Origin of the sequence: Serratia sp. EWG9 (assembly GCF_019913725.1) — a bacterium.
Classification (GTDB): Bacteria; Pseudomonadota; Gammaproteobacteria; order Enterobacterales; family Enterobacteriaceae; genus Serratia; species Serratia ureilytica.
In genome coordinates, this window is the sequence record NZ_JADNRO010000003.1 from 496,271 (window position 1) to 515,695 (window position 19,425).

A 19,425-nucleotide genomic window follows, 5' to 3' on the forward strand; every position below is an offset into this window, starting at 1 on the left:
GCAGACTAGCGCCAGATAAAAGGCTCGGGCAGCGTCACGCCCAAGATTTCCTCCCGGGCGACGCGCCAGAAAGCGCGAATCGCCGCCTTCACCTGGCGCGCCTCTTTGCCCAAAGCCTTAAAGATCAGCCCGCACTCATTGGGCAACCGGCTGACGCCGCTGGCGATCCCCTCAGCCTCGTCATAGCGGGGCGCGATGCGATCGAGGATCCGCTGATGATGCTCGGGCGGCGTCAGCAGGATCACATTGCCGAACACATCGAACGGCCCCATCACGCCGACCCCGTTCAGCGGGTGTTTATGCGGTTCCAGCACATAGCGCTCGACAAACAGCATGTTGCCCTCGGGGCGACAGGCGCTGATGCGCGAAGAGTAAACGTCGAATCTGAAACCGCGATCCGCCTGATGGTGTTTGCGCCCCGACATCAGGATCTCGCCATAGAGCAGCGTCGCCGTGGGGTGCAGCGTAATGCGGGTATCGGTAATGAAGCGCGAGCCGCAGTGAGGGATCACCGGATCGGGCATCATCTCCAGATAGCTGCCCTCTTCGAGCGTCAGCGTCTGCATCTGCGCCGCGTAATTATTTTCCATGGCGTGGATCTTGGTCGCCGATTGAGTGGTGACATGCCCGCAGGCCCGGGGGGCGACCTGCACCTCGAGCGTCAGGCGATCGCCCTGCAAGATGCAGCCCGAGGTGGAGATGACGAATACGCACGGCATCTGCGGCAGCGCCTCGTCCCAATACAGCGCCCGCTGCACCAGAAATGGCACGCGCCGCTCCATTTGCCGCAGCACGCTGCAATGCCCGTTCAGCGCGAACCCCAGCCGCAGATAGCCGGTTTTGCCCACGCCGCCGCTGGCCATCTGCGGCGGTTCGTCCTGGTAGGCGGCCAACTCCGGCGCGTCGGCGCCGAGTTGCGCCACGCGCCTCGCCGCTTCGCTGACGGCCGTCATAACGCCGCCGACGGCGCGTGGGTGAACAGGAAATCACGCATGATCATGTCCACCAGTTCGTCGATGCCTTCGCCGGTTTTGCAGTTGGTGAGGATATAAGGCCGCTCGCCGCGCACCACGCGCGTATCGTGTTCCATCACCGCCAGGCTGGCGCCGACGTACGGCGCCAAATCGATTTTGTTGATCACCAGGATGTCGGCCTGAACCAGGCCCGGGCCGTTTTTGCGCGGGATCTTTTCCCCTTCGGCGACGTCGATAACGTAGATGTAAAAGTCCGCCAGCGCCGGGCTGAAGGTCAACGTCAGGTTATCGCCGCCGCTCTCGATCATCACCACGTCGCTGTCCGGGAAACGGGCCTCCATCTCCTCCACCGCGGCGATATTCATGCTCGGATCCTCGCGCACCGCGGTATGCGGGCAGGCGCCGGTTTCCACGCCCAGAATTTTCTCCTCGTCGAGGATCCCCTTGAGCGTGCGCTTGACCTGTTTGGCGTCTTCGGTAGTGACGATGTCGTTGGTGATGATTAACGGGCTGATGCCCCGTTCGATCAGACGCGGCGTAATGACTTCGATAATCGCGGTCTTGCCCGAGCCTACCGGGCCGCCGATGCCAATGCGGGTAATTTTCTTCACTCTGCTCGTTCCTTTATCATTAGTTGCTGAACAGTCGGGTAAATGCGCCGACGTGCAGCGCGGCCAGGACGTCGGTCACCGGCGCGTAAGAGGCCATTTGTTCAACGCCGCCGCGTTCGGCTTCGTCACAAAAAACGTCGATGTCCCGGTTGAGTTGAAACAGGATGCGTTGGGTGTCGATATGGGTGACGCGCATCAGGCGCATGGCGGCGCTGAGAATGGTCATCGCCACGCCGTACTGATGCATCACCGCCACCTCGCGCGGCCCCGCGCCCAGCGCCGTCATCACTACCGCCTGCGTCACCGGATAGGTGCCGGCGGCGCGGCCGGTTTTGATCTGCTCAAGCCACCAGACCACCTGGGGCTCATCACAGATGGCCGCCGTCATTTCCGCCAGCTTCTTTCCCATCCTCACCACCATGCTGCGGCCTTCTTCATTCAGCTTGCGGTTGAACAGCGCCCAGTCGTGCCCGATAACCGCCTCGCGATCGCCCCCCTGCAGCGCCCGGCAGGCCGCCGCGACCGCCCGGCCGTCGCCGCCCGCCGCCTGTTGCAAAGCGGTGCGGGTGAACGATTTCAGCGTGTCGACATCGCGCACGATGCCGGCCTGGATCGCCGACTCGACGCCATTGGAAAAGGCAAACGCCCCCACCGGCAGCACCGAGTCGGCAAACTGCAGGATGCGAATCAGCTGAACAGCGTTCATTTCAATTTGATCACATGCTGACCGAGGAATGGGCTGTCAACATGCACATGGGTCGCGGAATCCTCCGCGCCGCCGAACAGCAGGCGCGCTTCGGGCTGGGTCAGATGCGGCAAAATGCTTTCGCCCTTCACGAACGAATAAGGCAGCGCATGAAAGCCGTGGGTTTTCATCACCGAATCCATCACCTTGGTCGCCACCGTCAGCGGAATAAAGATGCGATTCCCTTTGATGACCGATTTCCAGTGCTGATTGCCCAGGGCATGCCCCAGTTCGAACGCGGTCTTCAGCACCGTCGCTATATCGGTCGCCAGCAGCGACTCAAGATGGATTACCATCACATCGCGCAGGTTCATCTGCACCACCACCGCGCTGCGGTTCGCTTCGTCCCAGAGCAACACGTCGCCGTCGGCCAGCACCTGGTGACGATCGAGGGAAATGCCGAGATCCTGACCATCGCGGGTGGTTTTGCGACAGCGGCTTTTCTGCGCCTCCCACTGCGAGAGCGCCAGCACGTCCAGCGAGGCGTGTTGCAAGCGCTCACGCCAGTCGGCATCCCGTTTGATATTGCCGAGTATCTTTTCAATCACGATCATGAGCGGCGGTTCCTAGCTGAAAAAGTAGCGTTGATTAAGCACGGCGGTGGCGATCGGTTTCACCGTGGCGTGTTCGCCGTTGACCTTGACGGCGAAGGTTTCGGGGTCCACCTCGATATGCGGCGTTTCCGCGTTGCGCACCATGTCCTGCTTGGAGATCGCGCGGCAGTTATGCACTGCCATCACCTGCCGCTCCAGCCCCAGTTTCTCTTTGATGCCGTCATGCAACGCCGCGCCGGAGACGAAGGTGACGCAGGTTTCCTGCAGCGATTTGCCCATGGCGCCGAACATCGGTCGGTAGAACGTGGGCTGCGGCGTCGGCAACGACGCGTTGGGATCGCCCATCACCGCCCAGTTAATCATCCCGCCCTTGATCACCAGCTTCGGCTTGGCGCCGAAGAAGCGCGGCTCCCACAACACCAGATCGGCCATCTTGCCGACCTCGACCGAACCCAGCACGTGGCTGATGCCCTGCGCGATCGCCGGGTTGATGGTGATCTTCGCCACGTAGCGCAGCACGCGGAAGTTATCGTGTTCCGCCGCATCTTCCGGCAGCTTGCCGCGCGCGGCTTTCATCGCGTGCGCCGTCTGCATCACCCGCAGCCAGTTTTCGCCAACCCGCCCCATCGCCTGGGAGTCGCTGGAAAACATCGACAGCACGCCCATGTCGTGCAGCACGTTTTCCGCGGCGATGGTTTCCGGCCGCACCCGGCTTTCGGAAAACGCCACGTCGGCCGGCACATTGGGGTTGAGGTTGTGGCACACCATGATCATGTCGAACAGTTCGGCCTGACTGTTGATGCCGAACGGCAGCGTGGGGTTGGTGGAGCTCGGCAAGACGTTCATCTGCGAGGCAACCTTGATGATATCCGGCGAGTGCCCGCCGCCGGCGCCTTCGGTGTGGAAGGTGTGGATAGTGCGCCCTTCGAAGGCGTCGATGGTGTCCTCGACGTAGCCGCCCTCGTTCAGGCTGTCGGTATGCACCGCCACCTGAATATCCATGTCGTCGGCCACCCTCAGCGCGTGGCGCAGCGCGGAGTTGGTGGCGCCCCAGTCCTCATGCACCTTCAGCCCGGCCACGCCGGCGGCGATTTGTTCGACCAGCGGCGCAGCGTGCGAAGCGTGCCCCTTGCCGAGCATTCCCACGTTGACCGGCATGTTCTCGAAGGCGCGCAGCATGCGGTGGATATGCCAGGGCCCGGCGGTCACCGTGGTGCCGTTGGAACCGTCGGTCGGCCCGACGCCGCCGCCGAAGAAGGTCGTCACGCCGTTGGAGAGCGCATGTGCGGCCTGCTGCGGCGAAATGAAATGAATGTGCGTATCGATGCCGGCGGCGGTCAGGATCAGGTGTTCGCCCGAGATGGCGTCGGTGCTGACGCCCACCACCATGCCGGGCGTGACGCCGTTCATCATCGCCGGGTTGCCGCTTTTGCCAATGCCGGCGATCAGGCCGTTTTTAATGCCGACGTCCGCCTTGATCACCCCTTGCCGGGCGTCCAGAATGGTCACATTGGTAATGACCAGATCCAACACATTGTCGCTGGTTAATCGGTTATCGGCGCCCATGCCGTCGCGCAGAGACTTACCGCCGCCGTAGACCGATTCCTCACCGTAACCGCGCAGATCTTTTTCTATTTCAATAAACAGTTGCGTATCGCCCAAGCGAATTTTATCGCCGGTGGTCGGGCCGAACAGCCCGGCATATTCCTGCCTGGAGATCGTTGGCATGCTTTATTCCTCGTCCGTCTTGATGGGCGCCTGATCGCGGTTTTTATAACCCAGCTCAATAGCTCGCTTTACATCTATAGTTTTCTTTACTCTTTCACCGGCGGCTACCGGGCTGTCGCCCGCCCAACCGTCCACCAGATTATTAAAACCATAAACCGTTTGCTTGCCGCCGATGGCAATAAGCGCCACCTCGATTTCATCGCCGGGTTCAAAACGGATCGCCGTCGTGGCGGTGATATTTAACCGTTTGCCAAAGGCGGCGGCGCGATCGAACTGCAGCGCTTTGTTGGCTTCGAAGAAATGAAAGTGTGAGCCGACCTGAATAGGCCTGTCGCCGGTGTTGCGCACCGTTAAAATAACCGTCTCGCGATCTTCATTGAAGGTGATGGGACTTTCGGACAGGATATAGCCGCCTGGCGCACGTGCTTTTCTTTGTCATGCTTTTTCATCGGAATACCTGTGCTGATAAGATTCGTCCATGGGATTCAGGAAGGCCATCGGCGTTTATTGAATAGGATCGTGCACCGTCACCAGGCGGCTGCCGTCGCTGAATATCGCCTCGACCTGCACATGCGGGATCAAGTCCGCCACGCCGTCCATGACGTCATCGCGGCTCAAAACCTGCCGCGTGTCGTTCATGACTTCTTCCAGCGTTTTTCCCTCGCGGGCGCCCTCCAGCGCCGCGGTGGTAATAATGGCCACCGCCTCGGGATAATTAAGCTTTATCCCTCTGGATTTTCGTTTTAATGCGACGTCAGCCAGGGTATAGACCATCAGTTTTTCGATTTCTCTTGGCGTTAATTGCATGGAGCACTCCGATCTCGATAGAAATAATCAGACAAAGTGAGGCCAAAGGTTACTTATAGTTAATAACCTTGCGTTATTTATTTACGATTGCCCGACACTCGAATAATCTAGGGGGTAATATTGAGATAATCAACCCGCTGCTTTATTCAAACCCAAGCATGAGCTATCCCATTTCCTAAAAAAGTAACGGCGACGTGATAGTTTTTATCGATAAAAAGTCTTTTTTCATCTTCCCACTCCCACAATAAAACGATCAAAAAAAGAACGGATGGCGTTTTTTTATTTTAATTACCGTCATGAAAGCCAGATAAATAAGCACTGTCCTTATGGATGGCGTTAATATTAAAGACATGTAACCAACGGTCATAAAATATAATTAAATTTACAAATAAGAAGCGAGTGAAAATACCTTTTTAGTTAAAAACAATTTATCTATTCTGTTACTGATGCCAATAAGTTATTAAAAAAAAACCCGGCCGCAGCCGGGTTTGCCTCATTACTGTCGGGCTCTTCAGCCTTGCTGACGAATGCGCGCCAACAGCGCGTCGATATGCTCGATCTGCGGCGCATTGACGATCAGCGTGCGCCCCAAACCCAGCGCATGACGCTGACAGTCGAGGCGCATGTCGGCGTCGGCGATGCTGTCCAGATCGGCGACGTGCGCCAGGCCGATAGTGCGCCGAATCAGCTCTGTGCCGCAGTACCCTACCGCATCAGTCCAGACCTGCTGCAGGAACTGCTCGGCGTAACCCGGCGTCGCCAGCGCCGCATCACGGCTTTGCTGATGGCACAGCGCCAGGAAACGATCGGCAAAGATCAGCCACAGCTCGCGCACATCCTGCAGACGCTGCTCGCGCCCGGCGGCGGCGTCGCGCGGCCCGAACAGCCCAGGCTGGCCGCAATAGTTGAGCAGCAGATTGCCTAACGCAGTGCCGACATCGAAACCGATCGGGCCGTAGAAACCGAATTCAGCGTCGATCGCTTTCAATCGCCCTTCCGCCACGAAAATTGAACCGCTGTGGATATCCCCGTGCAACAACGCCTCCGCCTTGCTGAGAAAGCGGTGTTTCAGGCCGGCGACCGCCAGCTTCAGCGGCGCATCCTCACGCAGCGCCTGCACCTGCGGCAACAGCGCCGCCTCGAACTGATTGCGCTCATGGTCGATATAGGGATCGGTAAAGAACAGATCTTCGGTGATCTGGCACAGCTCGGGGTTGGTGAAGCGGCTGACTTCCGCTTTTTTCTGCTGCGCCGACTGATAAAAATCGGAGGTGTGGAACAGCGTCTGCGCCAGGTATTCCGCCAGCTGACCGGCCGCCAGCGGATGATAGTTCCCCTGCACCAGTTCGCTGCGCCAGATGCGATGATCGGAGAGATCTTCTTGCACCATCACCGCCAACTCGGGATCGTGGTGCAGGATTTTTACCGTATGTCGCGGGCAGAAACCGCCGTGGATCAACAGCGTTTCCGCTTCGATGCGCGCCCGATCCAGCGTCAGCGGCCAGGATTCGCCCACGCAGCGCACGTACGGCAACGCCTGTTTGACGATCACCCGGCTCACGCCTTCGCGATCGCGGATCTTGAACACCAGGTTCAGGTTGCCGTCGCCGATCTCGTCGGCGCTCACCAGCGCTTGCGGATCGGCCACCTGCCCGTATTGGCGGGCGTATTCAACGGCATCGGCAGCCGTAAACGTACGATAAAGCGACATTCCCCAACCCCTCTGTTCTCTCTCGCTGCCCCCAGCGATTCTGTTTATTTAGACGTAAAAGCATTTGGACGTCTATACATCTGGAAGTCATGTTGGCAGAATAGCGTTTCAGATGCAATAACCTCGCAACAAGGAATTAACCGCCGATGCAAGCGCTTAACACCACCAGTTTGACCCTGCGGGACAACCGCCTTTGGATCCTCGATCAGCAAGCCCTGCCGCAGGAAAAGCGGTGGCGCGCCTGCGACAGCGTGGAGGAGTTGGTCGGGCACATTCACAGCCTGCGGGTGCGCGGCGCGCCGCTGATCGGGCTGTCCGCCAGCCTGCTGTTGGCGCTGCTGGCGGAACGCGGTGTGCCGCGCGCCGAGCTGGAACAGGCGCTGCACACGCTACGCGCCGCCCGCCCGACGGCGGTTAACCTGATGAACAATCTGGATCGCATGAAGCTGGCGCTGGCGGAGCCGGACTGGGCGCCGGCGATGGTGAACGAAGCGCTGCGGCTGGTGGAGGAAGATCGCCGGCTGTGCGATCGCATCGCCGATCACGGCGCTGGGCTGGTCAAGCCCGGCAGCCGCCTGCTGACCCACTGCAATACCGGCGGGTTGGCCACCGCCGGCGTCGGCACCGCCATCGGCGTGCTGCTGCGTGCCCACCAGCAGGGCAAAGTGCAACAGGTATGGGTTGATGAAACCCGGCCGCTGCTGCAGGGCGGCCGTCTGACCGCCTGGGAACTGGGCGAGCTGGGCATTCCCTATCGCCTGATCTGCGATTCGATGGCCGCCAGCCTGATGGCGCAGGGCCAGGTCGATGCGGTGTGGGTCGGCGCGGATCGCATCGCCGCCAACGGCGACGTCGCCAACAAGATTGGCACCTACAGCCTGGCGGTGCTGGCGCACTACCATGGCATTCCATTCTATGTGGCTGCCCCGCATACCACCCACGATCCGCACTGTCCGGACGGCGCCGCCATCCCGATCGAGCAACGCGCGGCGGCCGAAGTCACCGGCGTTTCAGGCAGCTTCGGCGCCTGCCAGTGGGCGCCAGCCGATGCGCCGGTCTGCAATCCGGCGTTCGACGTCACGCCGGCCAAGCTTATCAGCGGATGGGTGTTCGACAGCGGCGTGATCACGCCGCAGCAGGTTGAAGCGGGGATTTTCCAGCGGGCGCTGGGTTAACGCCCGCCGGTTGACGATCAGTCCAGACGCGGATAGGCATCGGCGATCGTGTCGCCGGTGAAATGCGCCACCCAGCCTTCCGGGTTGTCAAATACCCGGATCGCGGTAAAGTGCGGCGCAGAGCCCATATCGAACCAGTGACGGGTGTTGGCCGGCACCGAGATCAGATCGTTCTTTTCGCACAGGATCTGGAAGATCTTGCTGTCCAGATGCAGGCAAAACAGCCCCGCCCCTTCAACGAAAAAGCGCACTTCATCCTCGCCGTGCGTGTGTTCGGACAGGAATTTTTCGCGCAGCGCCTGACGCTGCTCGTGATCCGGCCGCATGCTGATCACGTCCCAACTCTGGTAGCCCTTTTCCGCCACCAGCCGGTCGATCTCATGCTGGTAGGCGGCGATCACCGCCTCCGGCTGCGGGTTGTCGCCCAACTCGCGATCCGCCTGCCAACGCTCAAAGCGCACGCCGATCTGCGCCAGCTGGCGCTGGATTTCCTGCGCGTCGCGGCTCTGCCACAGCGGCTGCTGCGGTGCTGTATCACTGAAAATGGTCAATCCACTCATGAGACAAACTCCCCTAAATCGATGTGATCAAAACGGCTGACCTGCGGATGCCGGCTCTGTGCGTCCGCCTCATCGCGGATCAGCTGGCAGGTATGCCAGCCGGCGGCCTGCGCGGCGTCCAGCTCCTGGTGAATATCGGACAGGAACAGCAGTTCGTCGGGCGCGATGCCGATAGCCTGCGCGATGTTGCGGTACGACGCGGTTTCACGCTTGGCGCCGACGCGGGTGTCGAAATAGCCGCTGAACAGCGGCTGCAGATCGCCGGCGTCGCTGTGGCCGAACAGCAGCTTTTGCGCCTCCACCGAACCGGAAGAATAAACGTAAAGCTTCAGCCCCTGGCGCTGCCAGGCAGCCAACTGCCCGGCGACCTCCGGATAAAGATGTCCGCGGAAGTCGCCCTCGCGATAGCCGCTGCGCCAGATGATGCCCTGCAGCGCCTTGAGCGCGGTGGATTTGCGATCTTCATCCATAAAGCGATACAGCGCGGCGATCAGCGCATCGAGATCCGCCTGCGGCTGGTCAATTTCAGCGCGCAGCGCCGCCAACGGCGCGGCGACTTCGCTCTCCGTGGCGTGACGGCGTACAAAATCCGCCAGCCGCTCGCGGGCATAGGGAAACAGCACCTGATGCACGAAGCGAATATCGCTGGTGGTGCCTTCAATATCGGTCACGATAGCGCGGATCATTTCGCCTCCAGCAAGCGACGTTGCAGTTCACACTGGAACAGGAATTCCAGCCCTTCGAGATGGCGGCGGGCTTCCGCCACCTGACTTCCCCAGCAATAGAGACCGTGGCCGCGCACCAGAAAACCGTACTGCAGCGGCGTGACCTCGGCATAGGCCGCGACGCGCGACGCCAGCCGGGGAATGTCCTGATCGTTATCGAAAATGGGGATCGCCACGCTGTCCAGGTGGCTGCGCTGACCGGCGAGCGACTTTTGCATTTCGTACCCCTGCAGCACCAACGCATCGCCGCGTTCCACCCGCGACAACACGGTGGCGTTGACGGAATGGGTATGCAACACCGCGCCAAGGTGCGGGTACAAACGATAGAGCAGCGTATGCAGCCCGGTTTCCGCCGACGGCGTACGGCCGCTCGGCACGTGATTGTCAGCGATATCCACCCGCAGAAAATCGGCGGCGCTCAGACTCCCTTTGTCTTTGCCGGACTCGGTAACCAGGCACTGGCGTTCGTCGAGGCGCAGCGACATGTTGCCGCCGGTCGCCGGACACCAGCCTTTGTCACCAATCCAGTGGCAGGCAGCCAGTAATGCGGTAAGTTGCGGATTCTCCGTCATTGTTATCGTTTCCCGTTCGGTATAGCGGTCAGCAGGTGAAGCTTAGCCGGCTGCGCGACAGGCTAAGCACTTTTTCGCATTTAGCCATCTAAGCGTCTTGATTGCCAAATACTAGCATCGTGTTATATTGACGGCAATATAAGCGCCTGGAGTATTCACCTGCTATGAGCACTTCCGCATTGATTCCCGACAGTAAACTGCCTGCCCTGGGCACCACCATCTTCACCCAGATGAGCGCGCTGGCGCAGCAGCATCAGGCGATCAACCTGTCGCAGGGCTTCCCTGATTTTGACGGGCCGGACTACCTGAAAGCACGCCTGGCCTGGCACGTCGCCCAGGGCGCCAACCAATATGCGCCAATGACCGGCGTGGCGGCGCTGCGCGAAGCCATCGCCGACAAAACCGCCGAGCTGTATGGCTGGCAGCCGGATGCCGGCAGCGAAGTGACCGTCACCGCCGGTGCCACCGAAGCGCTGTTCGCCGCCATCACCGCGCTGGTGCGCCCCGGCGATGAGGTGGTCTGTTTCGATCCGAGCTACGACAGCTACGCGCCGGCGGTGACGCTGGCCGGCGGCGTACTCAAACGCCTCGCCCTGCAGCCGCCCGCATTTGCCGTGGATTGGCAACGGTTCGCCGCCGCGCTGTCGCCGCGCACCCGTCTGGTGATCGTCAATACGCCGCACAACCCGTCCGCCACCGCCTGGCAGGCGGAAGACATGCAGCAGCTGTGGCACGCCATCGCCGAACGCGAGATCTACGTGCTCAGCGACGAGGTCTACGAACATATCTGCTTCGCCAAAGGCGGGCACGCCAGCGTATTGGCCCACCCACAATTGCGCCAACGGGCGATCGCGGTGTCCTCCTTCGGTAAAACCTTCCACATGACCGGCTGGAAAGTGGGTTACTGCGTGGCGCCCGCCGCGCTGAGCGCCGAGGTGCGCAAGGTGCATCAATACCTGACCTTTTCGGTCAACACCCCGGCGCAGCTGGCGCTGGCGGATAGCCTGCGCGCCGAGCCGGAGCACTGGCGACAGTTGCCGGCATTCTACCGCGCCAAGCGCGACCGCTTCGTGCAAGCGCTGGCGAGCAGCCGACTGGAAATTTTACCCTGCGCCGGTACATACTTCTTGCTGGCGGACTACAGCGCCATCTCCGATCTGGACGATGTGGCGTTCTGCCATTGGTTAACCGAGCACGTGGGCGTGGCGGCCATTCCGCTGTCGGTCTTCTGTGCCGATCCTTTCCCCCATAAATTGATCCGGCTGTGCTTCGCTAAACAGGACGCCACGCTGGATGCAGCTGCGGAGCGGTTATGTCGACTTTAAAAATTACCCTGTTGCAGCAACCGCTGGTCTGGCGCGACGGCCCCGCCAACCTGGCGGCTTTCGATGCGTTGCTGGCGCCGATCGTCGGGCGCGATCTCATCGTCTTGCCGGAGATGTTCACCACCGGTTTCGCCATGGATGCCGGCGAGAGCGCCCTGCCCGAACAGCAGGTGATCGACTGGCTGCACGGCTGGGCGGTGAAAAGCCACGCGTTGATCGGCGGCAGCGTGGCGCTGAAAACCGCCGAAGGCGCGGTCAATCGCTTCCTGCTGGTGGAGCCGGGCGGCCAGGTGCATGCCTATGATAAACGCCATCTGTTCCGCATGGCCGGCGAACACCTGCACTATCAGGCCGGCAACCGGCGCGAAATCGTCGAGTGGCGCGGCTGGCGCATCCTGCCGCAGATCTGCTACGACCTGCGTTTCCCGGTCTGGGCGCGCTATCAGCAGGATTACGATCTGGCGCTGTACGTCGCCAACTGGCCGGCGCCGCGCAGCCGCCATTGGCAAACGCTGCTGGCGGCGCGGGCGATTGAAAATCAGGTGTATGTGGCGGGCTGCAACCGGGTGGGCGACGATCCGAACGGCCTGAACTACAGCGGAGACAGCCTGATCATCAGCCCGCAGGGCGAGATCCTGGCGGATGCCGAGCCCGGCGCAGCCGCGCGGCTGGACGCCGAGCTGTCGCTGGAAACCCTGCAGAGTTACCGCAGCGCCTTCCCTGCCTGGCGCGATGCCGACAGCTTTCTGCGTCTTGACTGAATTCCCGGCACCTTAGCCGATAACGCAAGGAGAAGTGATATGGATATGACGACACTCTTGCTCTATATCGTGGCCGTCGCGGCGGTCACCATTACGCCGGGCCCAACCATGCTGTTGGCGCTCAATAACGGCGCAACCAAAGGCAAACGCGTCGCCGCCTGCGGCATTGCCGGTGCGGCGCTGTCCGACCTGCTGTTGATCGGTGCCGTCGGCTGCGGCTTAGGGGCAATACTGCAAGCTTCCGAACTGCTTTTCACGCTGGTCAAATGGGCCGGCGCCGCTTATTTGTTCTATCTAGCCTGCCAACTGTGGCGCGCGCCGCTTGGCACCCCGCAGGCAGCACAGAACGCGATGCCCGGCGCCCGCAACGGCCGCGCCGCGTTTATGCGCTCGCTGCTGGTCGCACTCTCCAATCCCAAAGGACTGCTGTTCTTTTCCGCCTTTCTGCCGCAGTTCATCCAGCCAGCGGGCGACGTAGCGCTGCAATACGTGATTCTCGCTTTGGTGACCGCCCTGATCGATATCGCTCTGATGAGTCTCTACGCGCTTGGCGGCCACCATGCTATGCGTATATTTTCCGGCCGCGCTCTGCGCTGGCTAAACCGCACCTGCGCCGGACTGCTGGCCGGATTGGCCATCGCCCTGAGCTTCTATCGTCGTAACGCGTCATCTTAGGAAGTCTCATACCCTCATCTTAGCTCCCAGCCGGCGATCGTCAGGCAATAGGCCTGGATCGCCAGCGCTACGTCCGCCTGCCGCACCGCTTCAGCCGGATGATGGCTGACGCCGCCGGCGCAACGCACGAACAGCATGCCGACCGGCCATTGCGCCGCCACGGCGATGGCGTCATGACCGGCGCCGCTCGGCAGCGCCAGACTCTGCCCCTGTACCTGCTCGACGGCCGCCTGCCAGCGGCGCTGCAGATCGCCATCGCAGGCGGTGGCGTCAATGCGGTAAAACTCCTCGCTGGCGAAGCGCGCTCCGCGGCGTGCGCAGATCGTCTGCGCCTGCGCCAGCAACGTCGCCAACAGCGCCGCCAGCGGCGCATCCTGCGGGCCGCGCACGTCGAGCGTCAATCGCACTTCGCCCGGGATCACGTTGGCCGCGCCCGGCAGGCTCTCGATGCAGCCGACGGTGGCCACCAGATGCGGATCGGCTGCGCGGGTCAACGTTTCAACCGCCGTTATCCATTCCGCCGCGGCCGCCAGCGCGTCTTTGCGCTGCCCCATCGGCACCGTACCGGCATGGCCCGCTTCTCCGCTAAAGACGCAGTTAAGCCGACGCGCGCCGTTGATCGCCGTCACCACCCCCAGCGCCAGGTCGGCCGCCTCCAGACATGGGCCCTGTTCGATATGCAATTCCAGATAAGCGCGGATTTCCTGCGGCGCGCGGCGCGCCTGCGCGATCGCCGTCGGCTCCAGCCCGAAGTCGCGCATGGCCTGCGCGATGCTCACCCCGTCCGCGTCAGTCTGCGCCAGCCATTCCTGCGGCCATTGGCCGGTCAAGCCGCGGCTGCCCAGCAACGTCACGCCGAAGCGAGCGCCCTCTTCGTCGGCAAAGCCGATCACCTCCAGCGCCAGCGGCAAACGGCGCCCCTGGCGATGGTATTGCGCCACCGTTTCCAGCGCCGTGAGCACGCCGAGCATGCCGTCATAACGCCCGGCGTTGCGCACCGTGTCCAGATGCGAACCGAGCAGCAGCGCGGGGGCGCCGGGCGTTAGCCCTTCATAACGGCCACAGATATTGCCGACGCTGTCTTGCCACACCCGCATGCCGCTCTCGCGCATCCATTCGCCCACCAGAACGTTGGCGCGCCGATGTTCCGCAGACAGATAAAGACGCGTCAGTTTACCGGGCTCCGCGCTGATCGCCGCCAGCTCGTCACAGCGCGCCATCACCCGCGCGGCGGCCTGCTGCGCCTCCTGCGGCGTCATTCTGGCCGTCCTGCATCGTACAGGTTCCAGGCCGCCTGGAGGGCCTCCCCCTGTTGCGTGGCGAAGCCCAACCGGTTCAACACCGCCTCCAGCGCCGCCAGCGTTTGCAGCACGCAATCTTTGCGCGCGTTGTAGCCCATGGTGCCGATGCGCCAGATCTTGCCCTGCAGCGGGCCGAACGAGGTGCCGATTTCGATAGCGAAATCGTTCAGCATCATCTGCCGCACCTGCTCGCCGTGCACCTGCGGCGGGATCATCACGCCGAGCACGTTATTCATGCGGTGCTCGAGATCGCCGAACACCGCCAGCCCCATGCCCCGGATGCCCGCCAGCATCGCCGCGCCGTGCAGCCGGTGGCGGGCAATGGCCTGATCCAGCCCTTCCTCGAGGATCACCCGCGCGCATTCTCGCGCCGCGAACAACATGCTGGTGGCTTCGGTATGGTGATTCAGGCGTTCCGGCCCCCAATAATCCATGATCATGCCGAGGTCGAAATAGTTGGAGTAGATCATCTCGTCGTCGCCGTCGGCATGTTCGGCGGTGCGGATCCCCTCCTCCACGCATTTGCGACGGCGCACGATCTCTTCAAACTGCGGGCTGAGGGTGATCGGCGAACTGCCGGAAGGGCCGCCCAGGCACTTCTGCAGCCCGGCGGAGACCGCATCCAGCCCCCAGGCGTCGGTCTCCAGCGGGTTGCCGCCAAAGGACGCCGTCGCATCGGTATAGAACAGCACGCCGTGGCGGCGGCAGATATCGCCCAGCTCATGCAGCGGCTGCAGCATGGTGGTGGACGTGTCGCCCTGCACCGTCAGCAGCAGGCGCGGGCGCACCCGCTTAATCGCGTCTTCGATGCGATCGGCGCTGAACACCTCGCCCCACGGCGCGTCGATCGTGTGTACCTCGGCGCGACAACGGCGGGCAATTTCGCACAGCAGATGTCCGAAGCGGCCGAATACCGGCACCAGCACCTTATCGCCCGGACGAATGGCAGAAACCAGCAGCGCCTCGATGCCGGCGCGCGAGGTGCCGTCCACCAGCATCGTCCAGCGGTTTTCGGTGCGGAACAGCGCGCGATACAGCGCCATGACCTGATTCATGTAACCGGTCATTGCCGGATCGTACTGGCCGATCAGTTGGCTCGACATGGCGCGCAGCACGCGCGGATCGGCGTTGATCGGCCCCGGCCCCATCAGCAAGCGCGCCGGCGGGTTAATCTGTTCGAACTGCGGAGTAGTTAGCATGTTATTTCCTTACCAGCTTAATAACTTGTCATTTTATTTGCCGAAATCAGGCTTCTGACAACCCGCGCACAGAAGCGATAAACTGTTTCAATTCCTGGGTTTGCGGATTGGCGAACAGCATGCGGCTATTTCCCTGCTCCCACACCTTGCCCTGGTGCATGAATACCACCCGGTCGCCCACCTCGCGGGCGAAGCTCATTTCATGAGTGACCAGAATCAGCGTCATGCCCTCTCGCGCCAACTGTTCCAGCACCTTCAGGACTTCACCCACCAGCTCGGGATCCAGCGCCGAGGTGATCTCATCGCACAGCAACACCTTCGGTTTCATCGCCAGCGCCCGGGCGATCGCCACCCGCTGCTGTTGCCCGCCGGAAAGGTTGGCCGGCACGTAATGCATGCGCTCACCCAACCCCACCTTGTTCAGCATCTGTTCGGCTAACTCGCGGCACTCGGCAGCGCTTTTTTTCAGCACCCGGCGCGGCGCCAGCATCACGTTTTCCAGCGCCGTCATATGCGGGAACAGGTTAAAGTTCTGAAACACCATGCCAATCGAGCGGCTGATTTCACGCGCCTGCGAATCGCGATCGGTGATGGTCATGCCGCCCAGTTTGATGCTCCCTTCCTGATACCCTTCCAGCCCGTTGATGCAGCGCAATAGCGTGCTTTTACCAGACCCGCTGCGGCCGATGATCGAGACCACCTGCCCCATGTCGATATCCAGATCCACGCCCTTCAACACATGATTCTGACCGTAATATTTTTGAACCTGATTAATGGTGATGATCGGCATGGCATTTCTTCTCCAGATAATGGCTGTAACGCGACAAGGGATAGCACATCAGGAAATAGCCCAACGCGACCAGACCAAACACTTTGAAGGGCTGATAAGTCACATTGTTCAGCATGGTGCCGGCCTTGGTCAGCTCGACGAAGCCAATGATCGACGCCAAGGCGGTACCCTTGATCACCTGAACCGAGAAACCGACGGTCGGCGCAATGGCGATACGCACCGCCTGCGGCGTGATGACGCGCATCAGCGTCTGCGTGAAACTCAGCCCGAGACAACGGGCTGCCTCCCACTGACCTTTCGGCAAGGCGGCGATGCTGCCGGACCAGATATCCACCAGAAAAGCGCTGGTGAATAGCGTCAGCGCCAGCGCGGCCGCGGTCCATGGGCTGACGTCGACGCCAAACAGCGCCAGACCGAAAAACGCCAAAAACAGCTGCATCAACAGCGGCGTGCCCTGAAACAGTTCAGCGTAAACGCGGACAAAACGCATTGCCCAGCGGCGCTTGCTCAGGCGCATCAACACCAGCGGCAGCGCCACCAGCGTGCCGCCGAAAAATGCCGTCAACGACAGCAGCAGCGTCCAGCGAGCCGCCAACAGCAGATTGCGCACGATGTCCCAATCGGTAAACGTCAGCATCAGTTCCGGCTCCCTAAAAAACGCCGCCCGGCGGCCAGCAACAGTTGACGCATCAACAGCGACAACAACAGATAAAGCAGCGCCGTCACCAGATAGACTTCAAAGCTGAGGAAGGTGCGCGACTGGATCAGGTTGGCGGCGAAGGTCAGCTCTTCGAACGAGACCTGCGACACCACCGAGGATCCCAGCATCACGATGATGCACTGGCTCACCAACGCCGGATAAATACGCTGCAGCGACGGCGGCAGTACGATGCGTAAAAAGGTCTGGCTGCGGCTGAGCCCCAACACGCGTCCCGCTTCCCACTGCCCCTTCGGCGTGACCTGAATGCCGGCGCGAATAATTTCGGTGCTGTAGGCGCCAAGGTTGATCACCATCGCCAGCAGCGCCGCCTGCCCGGCCGTCAGTTTCCAGCCCAGGCTCGGCAGGCCGAACACGATGAAGAACAACTGCACGACGAACGGCGTGTTGCGCACCACTTCGACGTAAACGCCCCAAAGGCGGCTCAGCGCGCCGGCCCGGCCGCTGCGGATCGCCGCGCCGCAAATGCCCAGCGCAACCCCCATCAACGTCGCCAGCGCCGTCAGCGCCATCGTCGTCAGTAACCCCGCCAACAGCTCAGGCATGTAGGGCCAGAGCGCGGAGAAATTCAGCTGATAGGTCATCCGCCGCTCCCGTTATGCGCCAAAACCATCGGGCAGCGGTGCTTTCAACCATTTCTCCGACAGGCCATTCAGCGTCTTGTCCGCCAGCGCCTGTCCAATCAGCGCATCCACCGCCGCTTTCAGGGCCGGTTCTCCCTGGCGCAACCCCACGAAGCACGGCGAATCTTTCAACATAAACTTGGCGGCCGGCGCCTTGTCCGGATTCTGGCGCGCCAGGGCGCTCACCACCATGTTACCGGTGGCGATGTACTGCACCTGCCCGGAGAGATAGGCCGACAGCGTCGTGTTGTTATCCTCATAACGCTTGATCTGCGCCCCTTTAGGCGCGCCGTCGCTCAGAACCATATCCTCCACCGCACCGCGCGTGACGCCGACGGTCTTGCCATCGAGCTGCGCCATGTCCGCCAACGCGCCGTCTTTAGGACCAAAGACCCCCAGGAAGAAAGGCGCATAGGCGCGGCTGAAGGCGATGGTCTTTTCACGCTCCGGATTTTTGCCCAGGCTGGAGATCACCAGATCCACTTTATTGGTCTGCAGATAAGGCACCCGGTTGGCGCTGGTGACCGGCACCAACTGCAACTTAAGTTTCATCTTATCGGCCAGATAACGCGCCATATCGATGTCATAACCCTGAGGCTGCAGATCGGTGCCCACCGAGCCGAATGGCGGGAAATCCTGCGGCACCGCCACGCGCAGGACGCCGCGCTGCCGGATCTCTTGCAATTGATCCGCCATGGTCGGCGCGGCCTGCGCCAGCAAGGCGATCCCAGTGAAAACCGTCCACAGCGTTTTTTTGATGTTCATAGCGTATCCCCGATGGTGAAAAGATGAAACAAAAGATTCTTACACCACAATCTCTGCAACTAATGTGCCAATCGAAAATACGTCGAACCCATGCCTTAACTGGCGCTGATTAACGAGAAAAAACCTGCCGACCTCAGCGGGCCGGCGACGGAGAAAGGGAAAGCAGGCAGGCCAAATACGCACCAAAAATGTGCATCAGCACCAAAAAAGCGCCGGTTAGCGCGGTTCCAGTTCGTCCAAATCCTGATACAGACCGGCAATGTGATGAATACGCGATCGCCCCTGCTCCAACATCTCATGCAGCAGGGCGTTGCTGAGCAGGTTACATAAGCTCATGGCGGCTGAATAGCTGTCGAAGGCGGAGACGCTGTCCAGCGAAGCGGCCAAATGCCAGTCCGCCAGCGGGATCAGCGACTGCGCCTGCGGTTCGCAGATCAACAGCGTCGGCACCCGGCGAGTTTGCAGCTGCGTCAGTATCGCCTTGAGCTGACGCGGCCGGCGCCGAAACGCCACCACCACCGCCATATCCTGCGGCGCGAGCTCGACCAGTTCCTCCGCCAGTGTCTGGCCGGGCTGCGGCATCAGCAGCACCCGCTCCCGCACCTGCATCAGCTGCTGACGCAGATGCATGGCTATCGGATAGCTGTTGCGAAATCCCAGCAGCGCGACCCGCCGCGCCCGCGCCAACGCGGCGATCACCGCGCCGAATTGCTCCACATCGAGATGGCTCACCCAGTGCGAGATGTTAGCCATTTCCTGCTTGTAATGCCGCGCCAGCAGCGTATTGCCCTGCACCGCATGCCTCTCGTCGGTCACCGGCATGCCGCTCTGGCGCAGGGTGCGCAGCTCAGCGCGCATGTCCTTGTAGCTGCGATACCCCAACCGCTTGAACAGCCTGCTGACCGTGGCTTTAGAAACCCCGCTCAAGCGCGCCAGCTCGGCGCTGTTGTAACTGATCAGGTCATCGAAATGATCGAGGATAAAGTCGGCGACGCGCTGTTCCTGCGGCGCCAATTGCGGATATTCGTTGCGCAGGCGTTCATCGAAGGGCTGCATCATCACTCTCGCTGTAACTTTTGTTTCACCGGAACATAGCACGCCCCGGC

At 61.5% G+C, this 19,425-nt stretch carries 22 protein-coding genes; 4 read left to right on the plus strand and 18 right to left on the minus strand.

Annotated features, from left to right (window positions below; all coding sequences use genetic code 11):
• Nucleotides 1-5: 5 nt before the first annotated feature.
• The 8 genes from ITX55_RS10615 to mtnK form a co-directional block, all read right to left on the minus strand.
• Nucleotides 6-953 (minus strand): urease accessory protein UreD, encoded by a 948-nt coding sequence (locus ITX55_RS10615; protein ID WP_108680206.1) that lies wholly within the window; start codon nucleotides 951-953, stop codon nucleotides 6-8.
• Nucleotides 950-1,585 carry an urease accessory protein UreG gene (gene ureG / locus ITX55_RS10620; RefSeq protein ID WP_033651013.1) on the minus strand — a complete coding sequence of 212 codons (636 nt, stop codon included), beginning with the start codon at nucleotides 1,583-1,585 and terminating at the stop codon, nucleotides 950-952. The genes ITX55_RS10615 and ureG overlap by 4 nt, the downstream gene beginning before the upstream one ends.
• Before the next feature lie 19 nt (nucleotides 1,586-1,604).
• The gene (locus ITX55_RS10625; RefSeq protein ID WP_042783734.1) at nucleotides 1,605-2,291 is read right to left on the minus strand and encodes an urease accessory protein UreF; all 687 of its coding nucleotides are present in this window, start codon (nucleotides 2,289-2,291) and stop codon (nucleotides 1,605-1,607) included.
• Nucleotides 2,288-2,884, minus strand: coding sequence for an urease accessory protein UreE (gene ureE, locus ITX55_RS10630; protein ID WP_047025806.1), 597 nt, complete (start codon nucleotides 2,882-2,884; stop codon nucleotides 2,288-2,290). Before ureE ends, ITX55_RS10625 begins: the two co-directional genes overlap by 4 nt.
• A 12-nt stretch (nucleotides 2,885-2,896) precedes the next feature.
• Nucleotides 2,897-4,612 carry an urease subunit alpha gene (locus ITX55_RS10635; protein WP_047025807.1) on the minus strand — a complete coding sequence of 572 codons (1,716 nt, stop codon included), beginning with the start codon at nucleotides 4,610-4,612 and terminating at the stop codon, nucleotides 2,897-2,899.
• Nucleotides 4,613-4,615: 3 nt separating this feature from the next.
• Entirely contained in the window at nucleotides 4,616-5,017 is a 402-nt protein-coding gene (locus ITX55_RS10640) for an urease subunit beta (RefSeq protein WP_223085038.1), read from the minus strand.
• Between the two features lie 99 nt (nucleotides 5,018-5,116).
• Nucleotides 5,117-5,419, minus strand: coding sequence for an urease subunit gamma (locus ITX55_RS10645; RefSeq protein WP_025160087.1), 303 nt, complete (start codon nucleotides 5,417-5,419; stop codon nucleotides 5,117-5,119).
• Between the two features lie 511 nt (nucleotides 5,420-5,930).
• Nucleotides 5,931-7,130 (minus strand): S-methyl-5-thioribose kinase, encoded by a 1,200-nt coding sequence (mtnK, locus tag ITX55_RS10650; protein ID WP_042783731.1) that lies wholly within the window; start codon nucleotides 7,128-7,130, stop codon nucleotides 5,931-5,933.
• A gap of 146 nt (nucleotides 7,131-7,276) precedes the next feature.
• On the opposite strand from mtnK, the gene mtnA reads away from it, so the two are divergent.
• On the plus strand, nucleotides 7,277-8,305 hold the full coding sequence (mtnA, locus tag ITX55_RS10655) for an S-methyl-5-thioribose-1-phosphate isomerase (RefSeq protein ID WP_069099966.1): 1,029 nt from the start codon (nucleotides 7,277-7,279) through the stop codon (nucleotides 8,303-8,305).
• A gap of 17 nt (nucleotides 8,306-8,322) precedes the next feature.
• Here the strand turns inward: mtnA and ITX55_RS10660 are convergent, their stop codons facing one another.
• The 3 genes from ITX55_RS10660 to ITX55_RS10670 are packed head-to-tail and all read right to left on the minus strand — an operon-like array spanning nucleotide 8,323 to nucleotide 10,162.
• Entirely contained in the window at nucleotides 8,323-8,865 is a 543-nt protein-coding gene (locus tag ITX55_RS10660; RefSeq protein ID WP_072628338.1) for an acireductone dioxygenase, read from the minus strand.
• The gene (gene mtnC, locus ITX55_RS10665) at nucleotides 8,862-9,551 is read right to left on the minus strand and encodes an acireductone synthase (protein ID WP_046688277.1); all 690 of its coding nucleotides are present in this window, start codon (nucleotides 9,549-9,551) and stop codon (nucleotides 8,862-8,864) included. Before mtnC ends, ITX55_RS10660 begins: the two co-directional genes overlap by 4 nt.
• Entirely contained in the window at nucleotides 9,548-10,162 is a 615-nt protein-coding gene (locus ITX55_RS10670; RefSeq protein ID WP_015376724.1) for a methylthioribulose 1-phosphate dehydratase, read from the minus strand. The genes mtnC and ITX55_RS10670 overlap by 4 nt, the downstream gene beginning before the upstream one ends.
• A gap of 164 nt (nucleotides 10,163-10,326) precedes the next feature.
• On the opposite strand from ITX55_RS10670, the gene ITX55_RS10675 reads away from it, so the two are divergent.
• Genes ITX55_RS10675 through ITX55_RS10685 form a run of 3 tightly spaced genes read left to right on the plus strand, consistent with a single transcriptional unit; the run spans nucleotide 10,327 to nucleotide 12,923 of the window.
• Nucleotides 10,327-11,487 (plus strand): pyridoxal phosphate-dependent aminotransferase, encoded by a 1,161-nt coding sequence (locus ITX55_RS10675; protein WP_033641958.1) that lies wholly within the window; start codon nucleotides 10,327-10,329, stop codon nucleotides 11,485-11,487.
• Nucleotides 11,475-12,248, plus strand: a complete 774-nt coding sequence (locus ITX55_RS10680) for an amidohydrolase (RefSeq protein ID WP_108680205.1) — start codon at nucleotides 11,475-11,477, stop codon at nucleotides 12,246-12,248. The genes ITX55_RS10675 and ITX55_RS10680 overlap by 13 nt, the downstream gene beginning before the upstream one ends.
• Before the next feature lie 39 nt (nucleotides 12,249-12,287).
• A complete protein-coding gene (locus ITX55_RS10685; RefSeq protein ID WP_033651005.1) occupies nucleotides 12,288-12,923 on the plus strand; it encodes a LysE family translocator in 636 nt (211 codons plus the stop codon).
• Nucleotides 12,924-12,937: 14 nt separating this feature from the next.
• Here ITX55_RS10685 and hpxK read toward each other — a convergent pair whose 3' ends face one another.
• From hpxK to ITX55_RS10720, 7 genes are all read right to left on the minus strand, one after another.
• Nucleotides 12,938-14,182: an allantoate amidohydrolase gene (gene hpxK, locus ITX55_RS10690; protein WP_089191207.1), complete on the minus strand. Its 1,245-nt coding sequence runs from the start codon at nucleotides 14,180-14,182 to the stop codon at nucleotides 12,938-12,940.
• A complete protein-coding gene (locus tag ITX55_RS10695) occupies nucleotides 14,179-15,423 on the minus strand; it encodes an alanine--glyoxylate aminotransferase family protein (protein ID WP_223085034.1) in 1,245 nt (414 codons plus the stop codon). Before ITX55_RS10695 ends, hpxK begins: the two co-directional genes overlap by 4 nt.
• A gap of 46 nt (nucleotides 15,424-15,469) precedes the next feature.
• On the minus strand, nucleotides 15,470-16,213 hold the full coding sequence (locus ITX55_RS10700) for an amino acid ABC transporter ATP-binding protein (RefSeq protein ID WP_223085035.1): 744 nt from the start codon (nucleotides 16,211-16,213) through the stop codon (nucleotides 15,470-15,472).
• Nucleotides 16,194-16,850 (minus strand): amino acid ABC transporter permease, encoded by a 657-nt coding sequence (locus ITX55_RS10705; RefSeq protein ID WP_033641953.1) that lies wholly within the window; start codon nucleotides 16,848-16,850, stop codon nucleotides 16,194-16,196. The genes ITX55_RS10700 and ITX55_RS10705 overlap by 20 nt, the downstream gene beginning before the upstream one ends.
• Nucleotides 16,850-17,515 (minus strand): amino acid ABC transporter permease, encoded by a 666-nt coding sequence (locus ITX55_RS10710; RefSeq protein WP_033634112.1) that lies wholly within the window; start codon nucleotides 17,513-17,515, stop codon nucleotides 16,850-16,852. Before ITX55_RS10710 ends, ITX55_RS10705 begins: the two co-directional genes overlap by 1 nt.
• Before the next feature lie 12 nt (nucleotides 17,516-17,527).
• On the minus strand, nucleotides 17,528-18,319 hold the full coding sequence (locus tag ITX55_RS10715) for a transporter substrate-binding domain-containing protein (protein ID WP_042783724.1): 792 nt from the start codon (nucleotides 18,317-18,319) through the stop codon (nucleotides 17,528-17,530).
• 216 nt (nucleotides 18,320-18,535) lie between these two features.
• Nucleotides 18,536-19,375, minus strand: a complete 840-nt coding sequence (locus ITX55_RS10720; RefSeq protein ID WP_108682254.1) for a MurR/RpiR family transcriptional regulator — start codon at nucleotides 19,373-19,375, stop codon at nucleotides 18,536-18,538.
• Between the last annotated feature and the right edge of the window lie 50 nt (nucleotides 19,376-19,425).